This is a genomic window from Acinetobacter sp. ANC_7634 (assembly GCF_056779875.1).
Window position 1 is genome coordinate 31,248 of the sequence record NZ_JBWYIT010000002.1, and the last position, 20,878, is coordinate 52,125.

At 39.1% G+C, this 20,878-nt stretch carries 24 protein-coding genes; 6 read left to right on the plus strand and 18 right to left on the minus strand.

The genetic code is table 11. The features are described from left to right. Nucleotides 1–42: 42 nt before the first annotated feature. From ssuD to AC1M9A_RS03965, 7 genes are all read right to left on the minus strand, one after another. Nucleotides 43–1,218 carry an FMNH2-dependent alkanesulfonate monooxygenase gene (gene ssuD, locus AC1M9A_RS03935; RefSeq protein ID WP_092766595.1) on the minus strand — a complete coding sequence of 392 codons (1,176 nt, stop codon included), beginning with the start codon at nt 1,216–1,218 and terminating at the stop codon, nt 43–45. A 21-nt stretch (nt 1,219–1,239) separates the two neighbouring features. After that, nucleotides 1,240–2,172, minus strand: coding sequence for a sulfonate ABC transporter substrate-binding protein (locus AC1M9A_RS03940; RefSeq protein ID WP_481609770.1), 933 nt, complete (start codon nt 2,170–2,172; stop codon nt 1,240–1,242). An 81-nt stretch (nt 2,173–2,253) separates the two neighbouring features. Beyond that, nucleotides 2,254–3,228 (minus strand): sulfonate ABC transporter substrate-binding protein, encoded by a 975-nt coding sequence (locus AC1M9A_RS03945; protein WP_481609690.1) that lies wholly within the window; start codon nt 3,226–3,228, stop codon nt 2,254–2,256. Between the two features lie 362 nt (nt 3,229–3,590). Next, nucleotides 3,591–4,943 carry an amino-acid N-acetyltransferase gene (gene argA / locus AC1M9A_RS03950; RefSeq protein WP_481609691.1) on the minus strand — a complete coding sequence of 451 codons (1,353 nt, stop codon included), beginning with the start codon at nt 4,941–4,943 and terminating at the stop codon, nt 3,591–3,593. A gap of 150 nt (nt 4,944–5,093) precedes the next feature. Continuing rightward, nucleotides 5,094–5,471, minus strand: coding sequence for an RcnB family protein (locus AC1M9A_RS03955; protein ID WP_481609692.1), 378 nt, complete (start codon nt 5,469–5,471; stop codon nt 5,094–5,096). A gap of 179 nt (nt 5,472–5,650) precedes the next feature. Then, nucleotides 5,651–6,049 (minus strand): RcnB family protein, encoded by a 399-nt coding sequence (locus tag AC1M9A_RS03960; protein WP_092766593.1) that lies wholly within the window; start codon nt 6,047–6,049, stop codon nt 5,651–5,653. A 280-nt stretch (nt 6,050–6,329) separates the two neighbouring features. Then, on the minus strand, nt 6,330–6,485 hold the full coding sequence (locus AC1M9A_RS03965; RefSeq protein WP_481609693.1) for a hypothetical protein: 156 nt from the start codon (nt 6,483–6,485) through the stop codon (nt 6,330–6,332). 220 nt (nt 6,486–6,705) lie between these two features. Here AC1M9A_RS03965 and dapB point away from each other — a divergent pair, with 220 nt between their 5' ends. Further along, the gene (dapB, locus tag AC1M9A_RS03970; RefSeq protein ID WP_035264896.1) at nt 6,706–7,527 is read left to right on the plus strand and encodes a 4-hydroxy-tetrahydrodipicolinate reductase; all 822 of its coding nucleotides are present in this window, start codon (nt 6,706–6,708) and stop codon (nt 7,525–7,527) included. Between the two features lie 55 nt (nt 7,528–7,582). Continuing rightward, nucleotides 7,583–8,233: an START domain-containing protein gene (locus tag AC1M9A_RS03975; RefSeq protein WP_481609694.1), complete on the plus strand. Its 651-nt coding sequence runs from the start codon at nt 7,583–7,585 to the stop codon at nt 8,231–8,233. An 18-nt stretch (nt 8,234–8,251) separates the two neighbouring features. Here AC1M9A_RS03975 and AC1M9A_RS03980 read toward each other — a convergent pair whose 3' ends face one another. Continuing rightward, nucleotides 8,252–8,662 carry a hypothetical protein gene (locus tag AC1M9A_RS03980; RefSeq protein WP_481609695.1) on the minus strand — a complete coding sequence of 137 codons (411 nt, stop codon included), beginning with the start codon at nt 8,660–8,662 and terminating at the stop codon, nt 8,252–8,254. A 94-nt stretch (nt 8,663–8,756) separates the two neighbouring features. On the opposite strand from AC1M9A_RS03980, the gene AC1M9A_RS03985 reads away from it, so the two are divergent. Further along, a complete protein-coding gene (locus tag AC1M9A_RS03985) occupies nt 8,757–10,199 on the plus strand; it encodes an aminotransferase-like domain-containing protein (protein WP_481609696.1) in 1,443 nt (480 codons plus the stop codon). Nucleotides 10,200–10,204: 5 nt separating this feature from the next. Here AC1M9A_RS03985 and AC1M9A_RS03990 read toward each other — a convergent pair whose 3' ends face one another. From AC1M9A_RS03990 to AC1M9A_RS04020, 7 genes are all read right to left on the minus strand, one after another. Continuing rightward, a complete protein-coding gene (locus AC1M9A_RS03990; protein ID WP_481609697.1) occupies nt 10,205–10,774 on the minus strand; it encodes a DNA-3-methyladenine glycosylase I in 570 nt (189 codons plus the stop codon). Between the two features lie 18 nt (nt 10,775–10,792). After that, nucleotides 10,793–11,038, minus strand: a complete 246-nt coding sequence (locus AC1M9A_RS03995) for a hypothetical protein (protein WP_035264881.1) — start codon at nt 11,036–11,038, stop codon at nt 10,793–10,795. A 29-nt stretch (nt 11,039–11,067) separates the two neighbouring features. Next, a complete protein-coding gene (locus AC1M9A_RS04000; protein ID WP_481609771.1) occupies nt 11,068–11,592 on the minus strand; it encodes a M23 family metallopeptidase in 525 nt (174 codons plus the stop codon). Between the two features lie 58 nt (nt 11,593–11,650). Continuing rightward, nucleotides 11,651–12,682 (minus strand): A/G-specific adenine glycosylase, encoded by a 1,032-nt coding sequence (gene mutY, locus AC1M9A_RS04005; protein WP_481609698.1) that lies wholly within the window; start codon nt 12,680–12,682, stop codon nt 11,651–11,653. Nucleotides 12,683–12,788: 106 nt separating this feature from the next. Next, nucleotides 12,789–13,157, minus strand: coding sequence for an HIT family protein (locus AC1M9A_RS04010; protein WP_265596980.1), 369 nt, complete (start codon nt 13,155–13,157; stop codon nt 12,789–12,791). Between the two features lie 62 nt (nt 13,158–13,219). Then, nucleotides 13,220–13,957 carry a dienelactone hydrolase family protein gene (locus tag AC1M9A_RS04015; RefSeq protein WP_481609699.1) on the minus strand — a complete coding sequence of 246 codons (738 nt, stop codon included), beginning with the start codon at nt 13,955–13,957 and terminating at the stop codon, nt 13,220–13,222. 239 nt (nt 13,958–14,196) lie between these two features. Continuing rightward, nucleotides 14,197–14,355: a DUF1328 domain-containing protein gene (locus tag AC1M9A_RS04020; RefSeq protein WP_035264869.1), complete on the minus strand. Its 159-nt coding sequence runs from the start codon at nt 14,353–14,355 to the stop codon at nt 14,197–14,199. A 190-nt stretch (nt 14,356–14,545) separates the two neighbouring features. On the opposite strand from AC1M9A_RS04020, the gene AC1M9A_RS04025 reads away from it, so the two are divergent. The 3 genes from AC1M9A_RS04025 (at nt 14,546) to AC1M9A_RS04035 (ending at nt 17,670) form a co-directional block, all read left to right on the plus strand. After that, nucleotides 14,546–14,998: a YcgN family cysteine cluster protein gene (locus tag AC1M9A_RS04025; RefSeq protein WP_035264867.1), complete on the plus strand. Its 453-nt coding sequence runs from the start codon at nt 14,546–14,548 to the stop codon at nt 14,996–14,998. Nucleotides 14,999–15,108: 110 nt separating this feature from the next. Then, on the plus strand, nt 15,109–16,293 hold the full coding sequence (locus AC1M9A_RS04030) for a PQQ-dependent sugar dehydrogenase (RefSeq protein WP_180028374.1): 1,185 nt from the start codon (nt 15,109–15,111) through the stop codon (nt 16,291–16,293). A 102-nt stretch (nt 16,294–16,395) separates the two neighbouring features. Next, nucleotides 16,396–17,670, plus strand: a complete 1,275-nt coding sequence (locus AC1M9A_RS04035; protein ID WP_481595693.1) for a replication-associated recombination protein A — start codon at nt 16,396–16,398, stop codon at nt 17,668–17,670. A 420-nt stretch (nt 17,671–18,090) separates the two neighbouring features. Here the strand turns inward: AC1M9A_RS04035 and purC are convergent, their stop codons facing one another. From purC to dapA, 3 genes are read right to left on the minus strand one after another with little or no spacing between them, the layout of a single operon-like run. Continuing rightward, nucleotides 18,091–18,810, minus strand: coding sequence for a phosphoribosylaminoimidazolesuccinocarboxamide synthase (purC, locus tag AC1M9A_RS04040; protein WP_092766585.1), 720 nt, complete (start codon nt 18,808–18,810; stop codon nt 18,091–18,093). Nucleotides 18,811–18,847: 37 nt separating this feature from the next. Then, nucleotides 18,848–19,453: a lipoprotein-34 precursor (NlpB) gene (locus AC1M9A_RS04045; RefSeq protein ID WP_092766584.1), complete on the minus strand. Its 606-nt coding sequence runs from the start codon at nt 19,451–19,453 to the stop codon at nt 18,848–18,850. A gap of 17 nt (nt 19,454–19,470) precedes the next feature. After that, nucleotides 19,471–20,370, minus strand: coding sequence for a 4-hydroxy-tetrahydrodipicolinate synthase (gene dapA / locus AC1M9A_RS04050; RefSeq protein WP_092766583.1), 900 nt, complete (start codon nt 20,368–20,370; stop codon nt 19,471–19,473). Nucleotides 20,371–20,878 lie beyond the last annotated feature (508 nt).

The following is a 20,878-nucleotide window of genomic DNA, read 5'->3' on the forward strand; positions in this document are numbered from 1 at the left end:
TCAACACGATAGAATGTTTTTGAGTTTTATCTACCGCTGTTGTCATGCCGGCTCCTGAACCTGATCTCCTTTTTTATTTTCTTCAGGAGTATAGTTATTCGCGACAATCTCGCCAAAAGGACCAGTCAGATTCGGTTGAGTCAGTTTTTGGCGTGTTTCTAATGGCAGAAGAGGGAATACCAATTCAGCAAAACGAATTGATTCTTCAAGGTGCGGATAACCCGAGAAAATAAAGGTATTAATGCCTAAATCTGCATATTCTTGGATACGTGCCGCCACAGTTTCAGGGTCACCTACTAATGCCGTGCCTGCACCCCCACGGACGAGACCTACGCCAGCCCATAAGTTTGGTGACACTTCAAGTTTCGAGCGATCTCCATTATGAAGTTCAGCCATACGACGTTGACCAACAGAGTCCATTTGTTTAAATTTTTTCTGTGCCGCAGCGATGGTTTCATCATCAACATACTGAATTAATTCTTCAGCAGCTCTCCATGCTTCCTCGTTGGTTTCGCGGACGATGACATGTAAACGAATACCGTAATCTAGGGTGCGACCTTTAGCTGCCGCCTTAGCGCGGACATTTTCAATTTTTTCTTTAACCGCTGCTGGAGGCTCTCCCCAAGTTAAATAGGTATCTACTTGATCAGTTGCCAGTTCAACAGCATCATCAGAAGAACCACCAAACCACAATGGTGGATAAGGTTTTTGGACGGGTGGATATAATAATTTTGCATCATCCACGCTTAGACGTTCACCATGGAACGTGAAGCTTTCACCCGTATGAGAGCGTTTTAAAATTTCGCGCCAAATCGTAGTATATTCAGTCGCAGTTTTATAACGCGTTTTATGATCTTCATAGACGCCGTCACCTTTTAACTCTTGCTCATCACCACCAGTGACCAAGTTCAATAGAACACGGCCATTTGAAAGACGGTCAAAGGTTGCTGCCATACGTGCAGCCAGTGCAGGAGTGGTTACCCCTGGACGCAAAGCAACGAGAAATTTAAGATTTTTGGTGGCATCAATTAAACTTGCGGCAGTCAACCATGGATCTTCACAAGAACGACCAGTCGGGATAAGCACACCTTCATAACCTAGATTATCCACCGCCACAGCGATTTGTTTCATGTAGGCATGGTCGACAACACGTCCGCCTTTGCTTGTACCTAGGTAGCGACTATCACCATGAGTAGGAATAAACCAGAAAATTTTCATTACTTAAGTCCTTAATATGAGTTACTTACCAGTCCATACGACTTGGTTAATTTGTATCGGTTTAGGAATGATTTTGAGCTCAGCAAAGCGATCAGCCAGTTGTTGCTGATCTGCAATGACTTTCGCGTTTAAAGGTGCTGCATAAGATGGACGAGGTCGGCGCTGAACAAAGGTTTGGCTGACATTCGGCTTTAAACCTGTTGTTTTGGCAAAAATCGTTGCTGTAGTTTTTAAGTTCTTTTGAACCCATTGATCAGCAAGATTAATCTGTTCAATGACACCTGAAATCGCTTGAGGATGTTTGTCGATAAACTTGCCTGAAGCGAGATAGAACGTGTAATTCGGGCTCAGCCCTTGTCCAGTGGTCAAAACTTTTGCTTTATCTTCAAGTTCAGCAGCAGCGTAATACGGGTCCCAAATGGCCCATGCATCAACAGCACCTTTTTGGAATGCTGCGCGTGCATCAGCAGGACTTAACCAAATTGGTTTTACATCGCTCCATTGCAAACCTGCTTTTCGGACGGCTTGGACCAATAGATAATGTGAACTAGAGCCACGATGTACTGCGACACGCTTGCCTTTGAGGTGTTTAAGCTGAGTAATTTTGGATTTTTGCGGCACTAAGATTGCTGAAGAAAGTGGCTTCGCCGCCTCATAAGCAATGTAATGCAAAGGTTTGTTTCCTGCTTGCGCATAAACAGGGGGGGTATCACCTGTTGCACCAATATCCACTGAACCCACTGCAAGTGCTTCTAAAATTTGAGGACCACCAGGGAACTCATTCCATGTAATTTTGGCATTGGGAAATTCTTGCTCAAACAGTTTTTGCTGTTGAGCAATCACCAAATTTACGGAAGATTTTTGGAAGCCAATGCGTAATTCTTTCACTGAGGGATCAACAGCCCATGCAGCTGAGCAACCCAACATCGCACAGGCAAATAGCATCGTTGTCATTGAATGACTTGAGGTTTTAAACCAAGTGTGTGCTGTATTTCCTGATTGATATTGAGTCATGTTCATCACCTTTTCATGTTGTTATTTGGGTGTAGGCGCAATAATTGCGGCCTGAATATTGATTTTGTTTGGAATCAATTTCTGTTGATGGAATACATCGGCAACTTTTTGCTGATGTTGAGTAACTTCATTACTAATTGGATAAACGCCGAAGCTCATACGTCCAATTGAGGTTTGAAGAATTTTGTAATCTAGACCTGTAGGCTTCACGAGCAGTTGAGCGGCTTCATCTTTATTGGAAGCAATCCAATCAGATGCTTCATTAAGTTCTTGAACAACGGTTTGTATAATTTCAGGATTCTGTTCAACGAACTTACGATCAGCCATATAGAACTGGTAGTTATTGGCATTCCCTTCGCCAGAAGCGAGAACACGTGCGCCGATTTGATGCTCTGCTGCTGCAAAGAACGGATCCCAGATTACCCATGCATCGACTGCACCGCGCTCAAATGCTGCGCGAGCATCCGATGGTGGTAGGTAAACCACTTCAATATCATCAAGCGTCAAATGATTCTTTTCTAAGATCTTCAAGAGAAGATAATGAACGTTAGAACCTTTGTTTAACGCTACACGCTTACCTTTAAGTTGTTGAATATCTTTGATGTTCGAATTTTTTTGAACAATCAACGCTTCAGCGCGTGGAGTCGCAGGTTGATTTGCGACATAAACCAAATTTGAATTCGCTGCTTGGGCAAAAATAGGGGGGGCTTCACCGACTTCACCAAATGAAACACTGCCGACATTCAAACCTTCTAACAGTTGTGGTCCACCTGGGAACTCTACCCATTTCACTTGAATGTTTTGATCCTTCAAAGCGGCTTCTAATTCACCACGTTCTTTAATCACGGGCAGTAAGCCATACTTTTGATAACCGATATTTAACACTTGGGTTTTATCTTCTTTTTTTGAGTCGCAACCAGTGAGTAGCAAAGCACCTGTTAACGCAGAAGACAAAATGAGTGTTTTTTTCCAAAGATTAGCGTTAAAGCTGCTCATATTGAAAATCCTGAAAACTTAAAAATAAAAAAAATCAAAAAAATAAATGCGTCATGTAACGCGCCTAAGTTAATGAATTTTCTATTTCGTAAAAAATAAGAATTCAGGAATTCCTAATGAATAAAAAAGATAAAATTAAAAGAGAAAAAAATATCTAAAAAAATGCAAAAGGCTCAATCTAAGAATAACGATATTTTTTTTCTAAGTTTATGAAATATATAAATATATATTAAAATATTAAATTGTGATAAGGATATGATTTGTATGAATATATCGAATGATTGTGAAGATAGTTCACCTAGGAATATCGATATATAAAAGAAAGATAAAGCAGTTCATAAGGGTGCAATAAAAAAGCCACTTTAGAGTGGCTTTTTACAAACAATTGAGTTTCTTTGGAAATTATAAAGTGCCTGACGCGCTTGTGGTAAGTCATCCACCGATGCTTTGACAAACCCTTGTTCCAAAAACCAATGTGCGGTTCGTGTCGTAAGAATAAATAACTGTTGGATATTAGACTTTTTTGCTTTCTCTTCTAAATAGTGCAAGATTTGGCTACCACGATTTGATTTGCGGTAACTTGGATGTACTGCCACACAGGCTATTTCTGCAGAACGAATTTCATTTGATTCAGTTGGTATTGGATATAATGCTGCACAAGCCAGAACCATACCGTCACGTTCAATCACAGCGAAATGATCAATTTCATTTTCTAAGCGTTCTCTAGAGCGGTATACCAAAATGCCTTCTTGTTCTAATGGGCGTAATAAACTGATTAATCCACCGACATCCTGAATCGTCGCTGTGCGGACTTCTTCATAATGTGCATCGGTGATCATCGTGCCATGCCCATCACGAGTAAATAATTCTTCGATTAATGCACCATCATGTTCATATGACAATAAATGTACGCGGTTAACGCCATTTAAAGAGGCTTCCTTGGCATTTTGTAAATGCAATGCCAATTCATAATTTTGCTCTAAAGCAACGTCAATATGTTGATCTAGCTGATGCGGGGTCACTTCGCGCAACAACTGCTGTGGGCTTTGCATTAAACCTTGTTCGGAACCGAGAAAAATGAGTTTATCGGCACCGAGTTGGATAGCTGTTTTGGTCGCCACTTCTTCAGCAAGCAAGTTATAAACTTCACCAGTGGTTGAATAACCTGAGGGGCCAAGCAATACAATATTGTGATTGTCCAAATGCTTTTGAATCGCATCTGCATCGACTGAACGCACTTCACCGGTAAGTTGATAATCGATGCCGTTACGAATGCCATAAGGTTTAGCTGTTATAAAATTACCAGATACCACATCAATGCGAGCACCATACATGGGTGAGTTTGCAAGTCCCATAGACAATAAGGCTTCGATTTGTAAACGGATTGAGCCTACGGCAGACATGACCGCACTTAATGAATCACGTGTTGTTACTCTACGATGATTATGAAAAGGGCTATCTAAATTCTTCTCAGCAAGATTTGCACTGATTTGTGGTCGTGCTCCATGAACCAGAATGAGTCGAATGCCGAGAGAATGTAAAAGGGCAATATCATGAATAATATGTTGAAAATTTGGTGATTGAACTGCTTCGCCGCCAAACATTAAAACGAAGGTTTTATTACGATGGGCGTTGATATACGGCGCTGAGTTTCGGAACCAATGCACATATTGCTGTGTCATATTTTGAGTTGTATCTATTGAGTCCGATTGCATGCATGTACCGATAGAAGCGGGAAGTGGTCATCAGATTCTAAACAAAAAAATGATTTTCCACACCTGCATTAAAATAAAGACATAAAAAAGCCCAAACTGAGTTTGGGCTGAGTGAAGGGAAGATCAATTTGAGAAGATCTAGGAATAAGCTTATCCGATGATACGCACGATGCGATCTGTACGCTCATTCACTAAGACATAGTCTCCATTAATTTTGTACCACTGCTGGTTACGCGCCGCTTTAGGTAGATTCTTCGCTTGACGATCACTTAACTCAAATTTTGAAGAGTTGAATTGACGTGGTAACTGTTGACCTACTCGCCATTGACGGCTTGGATTTACATTTTGGAAGCCACGATTTTGTTCATAGCGGTCATGTTGATATTTCCCAGGCTGACCTTTATTCCAATACGCTGGTGGTGGAGTTGGTTTTGAATAGTGACGACCATCGTCATGTGGACCAGCCATCGCAGATGTTGCCAATAAACCACTCATTGCTAATGTAAGTACTGATACTAACTTTTTCATGTGGGATACCTCTAACTTTGTTATTTATCCGATATCGCTAAAGTACAAAATGATTTGAGATAAACCGTGGAGAGATATAGTCAATTTGTGAAATGTATGAAGAAGTGATGAAGATGAATGATTAGGATTGAACTTAACAAAAAACCCGACATGAAGTCGGGTCGATTTAAACGTCAAAATTAATCTTGCTGGATTTTCAAAATGCTATTGCTGTTTGAATCCACCAGAATAAAGTCATTATTCACTTTGTACCATTGTTGGTTTTTACCAGGTTTTGGTAGGTTATGATCTTTATATTCGGTTTTATAACTATTGCCACGATAGTGTTGAGGCATGACGTAGCCAGTTTGCCATTTATGTTGACGTAAACGTTTTACGCCACGCTCTTCTCTGTTTTTACGACGATCTTGGAACTCTTGATCTGATGAAGCATCATATTGAGTACGTTTCTCAAATCCTTTACCACGTTCACGTGAACCTTTATCTTGGTAGTCATCAGAGTAAGGAGCAGCATTGGCAATATTTGCTGTAAATATTGCACTTAAAGATAATGTCAAAACTGTCATAATCTTTTTCATATTCCGCCCTCGTTGACCTTATAAATTGGGGTTCACACTAATGTACTGAAAAAATGCAGAGAAACTGTGAAGATAGAATGTAATTTAGATTAAAAATAACGAGATAATAAGAACATATTTTAATAGGAATGAAAATAGAAACCGATGCTTTAGCTGAGCAATCAATGCTTTGAGCAATTTTAAATTTTGAATCCTAATATGATTTTTAAATTGTAAATATTTTAATAACACAGAAGATGATTTTCTTTTAAATAAGAAAAATCATCTGATCCGTTTCATCTCAGTGCCACTGATTATGATATTCCTGCAATTGTTGAATAGCTTCGATAATGATCCACGCAGTGTCGGCATGATCTAAACCTTGAACTAATGAAGCATCCAACTGTAACTGTTCGATCGTTTGGATCGTTGATAATTTTCGAGCTTGGTCTGCCATAATATTTCCTTATAAAAGTGTTGAATTTCATGGCATTGATCATAGTTAAAATTTATAAATATAAAAAACCGAATATTTTTCTCAATTTAATCTGATTATTCGATTAATGTTCGAATCAAATGCTTAGAAGACAGCATAATTTTTTATATCGATAAACTTAGCGTATGTATAGACTTTTGTTATAGTAAGAACAATTTTAAAGCAACACTAGGAATAGGTTATGTCTGTCGCTCCGCGTATTGGGATTTTAGGTGCTGGTGGCCGTATGGGTCGTACATTGATTCAAGCAGTTCAAGATGCTGGTTATCAATTAGCAGCAGCGGTAGAGCGTCCAGGCAGTAGCCTTATTGGCGCGGATGCAGGCGAATTAGCGGGTATTGGTACACTTGGTGTGAAAGTCGTGGGTGATATCCAAGATGTTTTAAATGATTGCGATGTATTTATTGATTTTACTGCACCAGTTGCAACTGAACAGCATTTGAAACTGTGCCGTGAGGCTGGTGTTGCATTAGTGATCGGTACGACGGGAATGAACGATGAGCAAAAAGCATTTTTAGATGAAAGTGCAACGATTGCACCTGTAGTGTACGCAGCAAACTACTCCGTAGGCGTGAATGTATCCATTAAACTTTTAGAATTAGCATCTAAAGTCTTTGGTGACAGTGTCGATATTGAAGTGATCGAAGCACATCATCGTCATAAAGTTGATGCGCCATCAGGTACTGCTTTAATGATGGGTGAGGCGATTGCTGATGCATTAGGTCGTGATTTGAAGCAAGATGCTGTGTATCACCGTGAAGGGCATACTGGTCCTCGTGAACGTCAAAGTATTGGTTTCCAAACCATTCGTGGTGGCGATATTGTGGGTGAACATACGGTAATGTTTATTGGTGAAGGTGAACGTGTAGAAATCACACATAAAGCCACGAATCGCATGAATTTTGCTGCAGGTGCAGTACGTGCCGCTGCTTGGGTTGTCGGTAAAGCACCGAAAAAATATGACATGAAAGACGTTTTAGGCTTCAATGATATCAAAGTTTAAGTTTAAAAATACTGCGTGATCATCTAAATAATAATGTTAAATATGAAGAATAAAAATGAAGAAATTTTCTATGATCTGCTTGCTTGTCAGTGCCATTGGCCTGACAAGCCAAGTTCAAGCCAATGAAGCCTCTCGACTCACCATTAACAAAAACAATATTAAAGTGTGGACGATGCAAAATCCTGATCATCCTGTGTTGTCCTATCGTGCTGAAACAGTAGTGGATGCTTCACTCGAAAGAGCAATTGCAATAGTTTTGGATGTGGAAAATGCAAAATCATGGGTACCCAATGTCGGTTCAGCACAGGTGATTTCTCAAAATTTGAAGCAAGGGGAATTTAAACTCTACATGGTGTTAGATTTTCCATTTCCTTTGAAAGATCGAGACCTGATTGTGCAAGGGAAAATGTATAAGGATTCAAAAGGTATTATTCATATTAAGAATAAAGCTTCGCAAACGGGAAAATCGAAGAATCCTCAGTATATTCGCCTGCAACACTATGTTGGAGACTGGAGCTTTGAACAGATTGGACCGAATAAGGTAAAGGTCAGCACTTCAGGATATGCGGATCCAGAAGGTGCAATTCCACAAAGTGTGACCAATATGTTTGTACAACAGCAGCCTTATCAAATGTTGCAAAAAATGAAAACTGAATTAGCAAAATCTCAATCTGCGCAGATATCGTTACCAGATATTTTGAAATAATGACGTTACATCAGTCATTTAATCATTTTTCAAAGTGTAAGCTGTAAATTGCTTTAACTCTGCTGCTTGAGGCAAATGAAAACTCAAAATTGGTTGCTTAGTCTTAGACGTCTGATCCAATAGAAAAACTTGATAGATTTGTTTTTTGGAATCATCACATTGAAAATTTAAATTTTTTTGTGTGGGGCTATTGAGCTTGACTGCATGATCAGAAGACACGGTGTAGAGGTAAATTTTCTGCTGATCTGGAGATTCAATACTTTTTGTAAAACGATAATGACTGTTGTTCGTCACTTTTAAGAATCCATCAATTAACGATGTACAAATAAATTTTTGCTCAAGTGCAGCTTGATCGATCGCATGCTCTGGTTGGCAAGCTGTCATAAGTGCTACCAAGGGTAATATCAAATATAATTTATCGTTGTTCATGTGGCCTCCTGTGTTTTTTTAGCTGTAAGACCATCATAAATTTGCTAGGTTTATAGATACAGATACACACATTTTATAAAAATGAGCACAGTTCATGTTCAAGTATCAAATCTTAGCCAAACATATCAAACAGAAAATTCTGAGTGGAGAACTGTGTTCAGGACAGAAGCTCATTTCCCTTCGACAATTTTCAGCATTACATGCCGTCAGTTTAAATACAGCAAAAAATTGTTATGCATTATTGGAATCGGAAGGGCTCATCACTGTTAAAAATAAATCGGGTTATTTTGTTCAACATTTGAAATCCAGAAACGATCCGCCAGTATTGCCTTATCATCATGAATTTGAAGTTGAAGCAAAGGATATCAGTAACTTAGATTTGCAAATTGAAATACAGGAGTCTTCAATCAATAACCGATCAATTCATTTAGGTGCAGTACAAATCTCTCCGAATCACGTGCCTGTAGATGCAATCCGAAAGTCAATTCAACGTGCTTTAAAACACAGTCAACCAGAAGATTTCCTTTACAGTAATCGACAAGGGCATTTGAGATTGAGACAAGCTTTATCAGACCATTGGGCTGAAGATGGTTTTTATATCAATCCAGACGAGATTTATATCACCAATGGCTGTATGGCTGCGTTATCACTCGTGGTTCAGCTCTTGACCAAGGAAGGGGATGGCATTGTGATTCCAACCCCAAATTTTAATGGTCAATTACAGTTGTTAGGGACACTGAAACGCAAGTTGATTGAGATACCTGCAAATGTGGATGGTTTTGATTTAGAACACTTAGAAAGAGCAATGCAGCACCCCGATACCAAAGCCTGTCTATTGACTGTGAATTATCAAAATCCACTAGGATTTGAGCTTTCTAATCATGATAAGCAGAAGATTGTGCAATTGGCTGAACAATATCAATGCTATGTGATTGAAGATGATATTTATGCTGAATGTAGTTTTAATTTACAAAGACCTTTACCGATTAAGCATTGGGATGAAGCAGGCTATGTCATTTTATGCAGTTCAATATCAAAATCATTGTCCAGCGCATATCGAGTAGGTTGGTTTTGTTTACCGCCGAGGCTTAAATATTTGCATCGTCAAATTGTCATTCAAAATGTCAGTGTGAATACACCTTTGCAATTGGCTTTGGCTGACCTGATGTATAGTAGAGCCTATCGTGAGCATCTACTCCGATTAAAACCAAAATTAAATCATCAAGTTGATGCATATCGAAAAACGATATTAAACGCTTTTCACGGGATCGACATTGGGTTAAGTCAGCCGGATGGTGGTTATGTTTTATGGCTGCAATTGCCGACACATATTGATGGTTTAGAACTCTATTATGCTGCACGTCAACATGGTATTAACATTGTTCCCGGTGATGTTTTTGGAGAAGAACGCCGTTATAAAAATTATATTCGCTTAAATGCAGGGCATGAACTAACTCATGAAATTCATGACTCCATCGTGTTTTTAGCGGATTGGGTGAAACAAAAAATGAGGTCATCATCCCAAGCACCTTCTTAAAAAGATTATGGCGCTAAACTAAGCTTTTTAAAGCAGTGATTTTCATGATCATCAATCATTCCTACCGCTTGCAGATAAGAATAGATAATGGTTGGACCCACGAATTTAAAACCATTCTTTTTTAGAGTTTTAGACAGTTGCAGGCTTAATTCGCTTTGTGTTGGTGCTAAGCGATAGTCTGGCACAGAATGAACTTTGGGTTGATGCCCTACAAAACTCCATAACCATTTGACCATATCAGGCATGATTTGGCGCATATTCAACCATGCTCGAGCATTATCTCGAATCGCCTTTAGTTTACCTAAATGACGAATTATGCCCGGATCTTGTGCTATTTCGAATAAATGTTCATCTGTAAAAGTCGCAATTTCTTCAATGGTGTATTGAAAGAAATGATATCGATATCGCTCGCGTTTTTTTAAAACAATAACCCAAGCGAGTCCTGCTTGCTGACCTTCTAAACAGAGCATTTCAAATAAGGTGTGTTCATCATATACAGGAACACCCCATTCTTGATCGTGATAATCAATATAAATCTGCTCATCGGAGCACCAGCCACAGCGTTGAATCGTCATGCGAATGCTCCGAAGTGATCAAATGGTAAAAGCAACCCACTGATCGTTTTGATTGTCCCAAAAGAACAACTCTGCTTGCTCTAAATCCGAAAAATTAATCCAGAAATCTTTACCTGCTTTATCTGCAAACCCAGTGCTAATCAACAGAGCTTCTTCGGTAATTTCCATAATCCAGCCCTGATGGCTTTGTCCATTTAAGACAATACGTTGTTGATTGCCAGATTCTGCAAATTCAACTAGACGATTAATCAAGGCTTCTGACATGAAAACTTCCTAATAATAAAAACTTTAATTTAACGTAAATAAGGGTATGGATTGACAGGGCCTCGACCGCGACCATCTAAGTAAATTCCATAATGTAAATGAGGGGCAGTATGTCGAGCATTACCCGTATTGCCGACATAACCAATATGGTCACCTCGTCGCACGAAGTCACCCTCATTGAGACCTTTTTTATGCTGATCTAAATGCGCATAATAATGCCAAGAACCAGCGGGTCCTAAAATCCAAATGACTTTCCCACCCAGCTTATTATCGCGCATACTGCGAACAATTCCATCAGTTGCACTATAAACTTTTGTACCACGAGCCGCCAAGATATCAATGCCTTCATGTGTTCGACCGTGACTTCGTGATGCACCCCAAGTATCAGTGAGTTGTCTCACTTTTACACCTTGTACTGGGATAGGTAATTTGCGGTCCAAAGGAAGCATATGTAAGCGAGCAACGAGGGTTGGGTCAAGCGGCGTTTGTTTTGGAGGTTGGCTACTGCAGGCAACAAGTAGAATAGCTACACTTAGGATGATGTAATGTCGCAAATACTTAGTCACTCCAACTCCTTGATTGATACAGCCACACTTATTTGAATCGACTATGTCACAATTTCACGGCTGAGATCAATTTTTTCATCGCAGTTGGAATGCCCATTTCTGTTACAACTTGTGGAGCGAGCCATTCACCTCCTAATTCTGTTTGGAGGTATTCCATCTGGTCGAGATCAACATGGAAAATATGTGCATTCAGTAACCAGGTAAAGTGGGTGAAACTGTGTGAAATTTGAGTCGGTAATTGATTACTCACCAAACCATATTGCTGAGTCAATTGACTAAATTCTGAAGTTTCATCAATAATGGGTAAGGTCCATAAACCACCCCATAAGCCTGAATGCGGACGTTGATGCCATAGCCATGTATTTTCAGTACTTCGCAGTAATAAAACATCCGCAGTTTTTATAGGCACTGCTTTTTTTGGCTTTTTAAATGGTAACTCTTGTGTCAGACCCTGCTTTAAAGCTTGGCATTCTGACTGCATTGGACAGTACAGGCAAAGTGGTTTTTTAGGAGTACAAATTGTTGCACCCAAATCCATAATGGCTTGCGTGTAATCATGGTTGCGTTGTTCAGGACAGAGTCGCTCGGCTAATTCCCACATTGCACGATCATGGAGAGGCTTTGATAAATCATCTTCAATGGCAAAGAAACGTGCTAAAACACGCTTAACATTTCCATCCATTATCACGCCGTATTTGCGTAATCCAAGTGACATCAATGCACCAGCAGTTGATCTACCTATTCCTGGCAGTGCCATCCAAGCTTCTAAAGTCTCTGGAAAATGTCCATTTTGACTTACGATTGTGGCTGCTTTATGCAGGTTGCGAGCACGCGCATAATAGCCTAGACCTGCCCAGTAAGGAGCAACTTCATCCCAAGTAGCACGACCTAAATCGGTGACCGTCGGAAAGCGCTCAATAAAACGATCATAGTATTTCAGAACAGTTTTCACTTGGGTTTGCTGCAACATAATTTCAGAGACCCAAACTTTGTAAGGATCATCTGCGACTTGCCATGGCAGGTCATGTCGACCATGTACATCAAACCAATCCAGTAACGCAGTTGAAAAAGAAAACATGAAAATACCATTAATACAATCTGTGCTCAGTATAACCAATCTAGGCAAAGACCTTTTAAAAAAGCATGAAAAAAGGCGCATATTGCGCCTTTTTGTAAAATCAACATTACTCTTGAATAATGCCCCAACGACTATCTAATTTAAGCGGTTGGTTTTTGTAACGAGGAATAATATGGATGTGTAAATGTTCCGACTCTTCATCGCCAAAAACTTTGCCATCATTAAAAGCGATATGAAAGCCTTCCGGATGATGACGGATTTTTAACTCGTTACGTGCCAGTTCTAACAACGACTGTAAACTTTTACGCTCTTTATCGGTAATTTCAAAAAAAGAACTCACATGACGTAAAGGAATAATAACGGAATGTCCTTTAGTCAACGGCTGCTGTTCTGGCAAAATCACACCGAATTCATTTTTATCAATCACATCATATTCATCGTGATTGCAATAAGTACATTGTTCACTCATCCTTATATTCCTCTTATATTTTATCTTCTTTCTTCAATAATCTTAGCGCTAATAAACTTTGAAAGTAATTAATCTAAGTGACGCGACAGTAACTCATACATCGCAGCTAAGCTTTTTTCCTCAGCTTCAGCGTTATAACCGAGATCTACACCATTGGCTTTTGCCCGTTCATCAGCTTGTGGATTACTAAAACCATGTTTTGCATCCTCAAAGATAATGACCTCATGTGGCACCTGAGCTGCAAACATTTCTTCTTTAAATTGTGCCACATCATCTAGCGTGACCATGCTATCTAGCTCACCATGCAAAACCAGAATTTCAGCTTTTACTTGACCTTGTTGAGCAGGTGTTTGCGCAGATAAATTAGCATGGAAGGTAGCAACTGCTTTTAAGTTCGCACCAGAGCGAGCAAGATCTAAAACAACTTTTCCGCCGTAACAAAAACCAATCGCAGCTAATCGAGTTGCGTCAACTTCAGGCTGTGCAGATAAAGTGTCTAACGCAGCTGTAGCGCGTTGTACAATCGTTTCAGGCTGTGTGAAAGTTTGCATCATCCACTCATTTGCTTGAGAAGCTTCAGTGGTTACCTTTTTTTCGCCGTACATATCAATGGCAAAAGCAGCATATCCTTGTTCTGCAAGTTCTCGAGCACGTTGTTCTGTATATTCATTACGACCCCACCACTCTGGGGCTACAATAATACCTGCAGCTCCTGAAGAGTTTTCAGGTGCGGCAAAATAACCAATCAATTGTGTACCATCTGCCGCTTTATACTGAATTTCTCTTGTTTGAATTGCTGAAGTCATTATTGAAAGTCCTTTCGTTTATGAAAATCAGCCAAGATTAAAGCATAAATGTTTTCCGAAGTGATGAATTTGCAATAAGAAAGTAAAATCAAATGTGAGAATTTATGAAAGATTGGAATATGTAAAACGCGTATCAATGAACGAATAAAAAGAAATAAAAAGAAATAAAAAAAGAAGAAGGAGTACCTTCTTCTTTTCATCAATCTTGTGTTTTCAATTTAATCTAGTGATTTAGAACACTAGACTTTGCCTCTTGAGATAAAGCCTACAATTGCGAGAATCACTGCAATCACAAGTAAGATAATTGCGAAATCTTTAGATAAGCCTGCTACACCACCAAACCCTAGCAAACTTGCTATCAATGCAATCACTGCAAAAATAATCGCCCAACGGAACATTTTGATTCTCCATAAATTTTTATTAATGTTCATTCAGTATAAGAAAATAAACTGAGCAAAATGTATACAAAGGGTATTTTAACGTAGAGTATTGATATTCTTTAGTTAATCAACTGTAACTGAGATTGATGAAATTTTATGAGAATTATTAGTGATATACTGACTCAAATTTTTGATATTTAGCTGAATCATGAGCACATCTTTACGCCCTGAATTTTGGAAACATTATTCACTGTTTGAAATGAACCAAGCAGAATGGGAGGCACTGTGTGATGGTTGTGGTATGTGTTGTTTGGTTAAATTAGAAGATGATGAAACCGAAGAAATCGCATATACCAAAGTGGCTTGCAAACTTCTAGATTGTCAGACGGGGCATTGTTCAGATTATGAAAATCGTCAGGTGCATGTACCTGACTGTATTCAGTTAACGCCTGAAAAATTACAACAAATACGATGGCTACCTTCGAGTTGTGCATATCGACGTATTAATGAAGGTAAAAAGCTACCGAATTGGCATCACTTGGTGACAGGCAATAAACAAAGTGTGATTAGTGCTCGAAAATCTGTAGCAGGTCGTTGTATATCTGAACAGCTTGTTGATGAAAATGAAATAGATGAATACATCGTGCGGTGGGTACGCTAGTACATTCAATTGCTAGACTACACATATTTTGTAATATAAAAACACTTTTAAAATGATCATTGCCGTTTAATCCTTGAGACTGATATTCAAGGATTTAAAAAGGGAAAGGCATGTTAAAAGCTGCAAAACTGATTTGGATTGTTGGTTTGAGCGGAATCATAATGGCGTGTCATGCCAATCAAAATAAAGCCACTGAAGCACAGAATCCGCAGGAATCAACAGTCAAAAACGAAAATTCAAAAGCTCAAGAACAACGATATCAAGTTGAAAAAATTGCTCTATTTAATGAACCATGGGCGATTGCAACTTTACCAAATGGTCAACTGTTAATTACAGAAAAGTCAGGCATACTTAAGTTGTTTGACCCACAATCAAAACGTAGTTTTAACGTGGCTGGTGTGCCTCAAGTTGCTTATGGCGGACAAGGTGGGTTAGGTGATGTTTCGATTCATCCTAATTTCAATAATAACGCTTGGCTATATCTCAGTTATGCCGAAGAAAAAAATGGATTGTTTGGTGCAGTGGTAATCCGAGCGAAATTGGATTTATCGAATATCGAAGCACCGAAACTGACGGATATCGAACGCATATGGGAGCAAGTCCCTAAAGTGTCGGGTCAGGGGCATTATGCACATCGTATAGTGTTTGACCAGCAAGCGAATTTATGGATTAGTTCAGGGGAACGGCAGAAGTTTCAGCCTGCACAAGATATGCAGTCTAATCTAGGTAAAATTGTATATTTGTATGATGATGGTCGTGCTCAAGAATCTAATCCGTTTGCCAAACAAGGTGGTGTCTCAGCGCAGATTTGGAGTTTAGGTCATCGTAATCCTTTAGGTATGGCATTTGATCATCAAAATCGTTTGTGGGTGGCAGAAATGGGCCCTAAAGGTGGCGATGAGTTCAATCTTATTGAAAAAGGTAAGAATTATGGCTATCCAATTGTATCTAATGGTGATCACTATGATGGGAAACAGATTCCGAATCATGAAACGCGACCTGAATTTATAGCCCCTAAACTTGATTGGTCTCCAGTGATTTCACCCTCGAGTCTGATTTTTTATAAATCTAACTATTTTCCACAATGGAAGAACAAAGCCTTAATCGGTGGATTATCATCGAAAGCCATTATTGTGGTAGATCCACAATCTGAACCTGTACGAGAAATTCAGCGCTTGGATATGGGGGTTCGAGTACGAGACTTGCATGAAGCGAAGGATGGCACAATTTGGGGAATAGAAGATGGGCCGCAAGCTTATTTATTCAAATTAAAAGCAAAACTCGAATCTGAGTAAAATGAAAAATGTTGAATAGTGATGGTTGTTTTGACTATTAATATTGGAATTTGACTATTACATAGTAGACTAGTCAACAGCACTTTGAGATCTATAAAAAATATGTCCGATACACAAATTCCGCTACCTGAACGCTTACGTCCACGTGATTTGTCTGAGATTATCGGACAAGATCATTTACTTGGTGAAGACGCACCTTTACGTCAAATGATTGACCAAGGACATTTACCTTCGATTATTTTTTGGGGGCCTCCAGGGGTCGGCAAGACCACCATTGCGCTATTGTTAGCTCAAGCTGTAGATCGTACTTTTATTAGCTTGTCTGCACTCAACACTGGTGTTAAAGAGCTTCGAGAAATCATTGGGGAAAGTGGCGATCTCATTGTGCCAGTGGTTTTTATTGATGAAATTCATCGCTTTAATAAATCTCAACAAGATGCCTTACTGAGCGCAGTAGAAAAAGGCAAGATTACTCTGGTTGGTGCAACCACAGAAAATCCTTCTTTTGAAGTCAATAATGCTTTGTTGTCGCGCTGTCAGGTGTATACGCTGAATGCATTATCTGAGCATGATATTCAACATTTAATTGAACGTGCACTCAAGCAAGACCAATTTTTGAAAGACCGTCATATTCACATCGAAGAATATGATGCATTAATTCAATTTGCCTCAGGCGATGCTCGTAAAGCACTCAATTTATTGGATCTCATTGCGAGCACATTTGAAGCAGATGTTGAAAATATTGTCACCAATGCCATCGTGGTAAAAGTAGCTCAACAAAATATTGCGCGATATGACAAATCTGGTGAGCAGCACTATGATTTAGTCTCAGCTTTCATTAAATCAATTCGTGGAAGTGATCCTGACGCTGCACTATATTGGATGGCGAGAATGTTAAAGGGGGGGGAAGATCCAGTCTTTATTGCGCGTCGGATGTTAATAGCCGCTTCGGAAGATATTGGAAATTCTAATCCTAATGCGTTGTTATTGGCTGGGGAGTGTTTTAGGTCCGTTCAAGCGGTTGGGATGCCAGAATGCCGTATTATTTTAGGACAATGTGCAGTGTATTTGGCCACAAGCGCGAAAAGTAACAGCACTTACTTAGCAATCAATAAAGCATTAGAGTTGGCTGAACGTACGTCAAATCTTCCAGTTCCATTGCATTTAAGAAATGCTCCAACCAAGTTAATGAAAGAGCAGGGATATGGTGTAGATTACTTATATCCACATCACTATCCAGAACATTTCGTGTTGCAGGATTATATGCCTCCAGAGCTGAAAGGCACCAAATTGTACGAATCAGCTCGTAATAAGCGTGAAGTCGAAGCAGAGCGTTTACAGCAGCGACGTTGGCAGCAAGAGCAGCAACAACAATAAAAAAAAGCCCAGTTCTATGGGAAGCTGGGCGAAAAGCGATTCATCTGGTCGGCAACTACAGTCTCTCTCTTGAGCCACCAACTCCTGTAGTTGCCTGGTATAAAAATATATTAGTTGAACTTAGTAATATTGTAAAAACGATCATTTTAATAAATAGCATTAATTTATTCGATTAATGAGGGTAAATTTAAAAACAAAAACAACAATTGAGTTTTTTAATGATCAAAACCCCAGATTTGTCATCTTATTTAAATATCGATTCGATAAATTAATAGCATTACCAATGAGGAGAGAGCATTGGTAATGCGACTTAACAAAAATAATGAATGTATAACAACAATTTGAAAATATAAAAATAATATCAACAGATACAAAAAAGCCGAGTCATATGACTCGGCTTCATTTTATCTAAATTTTGATTTAGATATCAGAAAGGTCAACACCGATACGTGTAGCAACTTCTTCATAAGCTTCAACCACACCACCTAAACCTTGGCGGAAACGGTCTTTATCTAATTTTTTCTTGGTATCTTTGTCCCATAGACGGCAACCATCTGGAGAGAACTCATCACCAAGAACGATACGATCATGGAACACACCAAATTCAAGTTTAAAATCAACTAAAAGCATGTTGCCTTGAGCAAAAAGATCTTTTAAAACCACGTTTACTTGGTGAGTTAACTCTTTCATACGCTCAAGTTGTTCAGCAGTAGCCCAACCTAAAGCAATGGCTTGAGATTCATTCACCATTGGGTCGCCCAAAGCGTCATCTTTGAAAAATAATTCAAATGTAGGTGGTGTAAGTTCTAAACCTTCTTCAACACCCAAACGACGGCAAAGCGAACCAGCTGCATAGTTACGGATTACACATTCAACTGGAATCATGTTTAACTTTTTAACCAAAACTTCGTTTGGTGTTAAAAGTTTTTCGAAATGAGTTTCGATACCTGCAGCTGCAAGTTTTTCCATGATAAAGGCGTTAAAACGGTTGTTCACCTTACCTTTGCGATCTAGCTGTTCGATTTTTTCGCCATTAAATGCTGAGGCATCATCACGAAAGACTAAAATCAGGTGGTCTGCACTATCGGTTTCATAAACGGATTTAGCTTTACCAGTATAGAGCAAGGTTTGTTTTAACATGGTGGAACCTTTTTCAGAAAAAATATGCCTAGAACGACTAGGCTGGCCAGTTTTGATAAATCTGGGTTAACAGGCTCGCAGCTTTTTGTTTATCTGCAAACGCGTTAGTTGGGGTAAACACGGCCAAGGTATGACTCGAACCTACAGATGTCAGTTTAAGCACTAAACTTTCACCATCCACTTGAATTGTCGCGGAATGGGGATTCTTAGGTTGATTGACAAAGTTGTAGTTGAGGCTACTGAGGGTGGCGATTGTGTATTGCCAAATTGTAGCAGAATTTCCGTCAATTTTGATCAACGGATTGCCATTTCCATCAGTTAAAAGTTGTGGACGACCGACAGCAGTTGATTGTTCACTCTCAACAGGATTAGAAACGGTTGGTGCCACATTAGGACGAGGTAGCTCAAAACGATTACCTCGCTTATTAACCATTTGTGGCGCATTGTCTATTGCAAGCTGTTCAACAACAGGCGCTGGATAAAGCGGTGTTGCTGGTCTAACCATTGAACCTTCAGGGAATTTAAGCGGGGCTTGTGCAGTAGATTTTTTATAATCGAGTGAACCATTATCGATACCAATCGTACTACAACCGACCATGCTGAGGGCTGAAAGGGCAAGGGGTAAACCAAAACGTAGTTGCATAGTTGTTAAACTCTTCTTTAAATAATGCTCGCAGCTTTTAATGCATCACGCAGTGAAGCTCGATATTGTTCTGCTAATGGAGTAAGTGGTAAACGGATACCTGTACCAATTAATCCCATTTCATGAAGTGCCCATTTCACAGGAATTGGGTTTGATTCACAAAATAGAATTTCGTGTAAATTTGCAACTTGATCATTAATTGCTTTTGCTTGAGCTGCATTACCCACTAAACCAGCGGCACATACTTGGCTCATTTGCTTTGGAGCAACGTTAGCGGTCACAGAAATATTACCTTTCGCACCATGCTCAATCAGTTGATATGCTGTTGCATCATCACCTGAATAGACCACCATATCTTTGCCTTCAAGTGCTTTTAAAAGCTCAGCACCGCGAGGAACATCACCTGTTGCATCTTTAATCCCTACGATTTGAGGAATATCAGCAAGACGAACTACAGTTTCATTGCTCATATCAACGCCAGTACGGCCAGGTACGTTATAAAGAATTTGCGGTAAATCAACAGCTTCAGCAATTGCTTTGTAATGCTGATACAAGCCTTCTTGAGTCGGTTTGTTATAATATGGCGTTACTAAAAGTGCAGCATCTGCACCAAGCTCTTTAGCTTCTTTGGTAAGCTCAATCGCTTCATGCGTTGAGTTTGCGCCTGTGCCGGCAATAATTGGAATGCGTTTATTGGCTACACGAATGATTTCTTTGATCACTTGAGTGTGTTCAGCCATGCTTAAGGTCGAAGCTTCACCTGTTGTTCCCACGGCAACGATACTATTTGTACCTTGTTCAATGTGCCATTCAACAAGCTTCTCGAGACCCTTCCAATCAACAGTTCCATCTTCAAACATTGGAGTGACGATTGCGACGATTGAGCCTTGAATTACCTGAGCTTGCTGAGTAGTCATTTTAAAACACGATCCTATTTTTCCATCCAGTGAAGGTTGAGAAGCGAAGTTTGGATGGGTATGTATTTTGATTTATATCACGATCCAATATGCCTGCATACTGGATAATGCGTATGCAAATTATGAACTAAGCAACCAATAAGAACAATATGAATTCACTTCAGTCAAAAAAAAGTTTAGTTAAAACAAGTAACTTTTTTTAAAAAAAGCAATTTTAAGACCTTATGGTTAGGCATTTAAATAACAGTGAAGATAGATGTTCGTCTATGAAAGTATTGCGGATAAAAATGAAAATTCGAACTAAAATCTGACCAATTTACCCTGAATTAATAGCTTATATCACTTACATCAGATTTAAGACGTATGTATATAAAGGTGAATAAACTAATAATTTTTAAATTATGTGATTATTATAATTTATAAAACGTCTTAATTTTTTTACTTAAAGGTTAAATTATTCTAATACTTACAGATTTTATAATAGATTTTTCTTGGTTTTTTTTTAAAT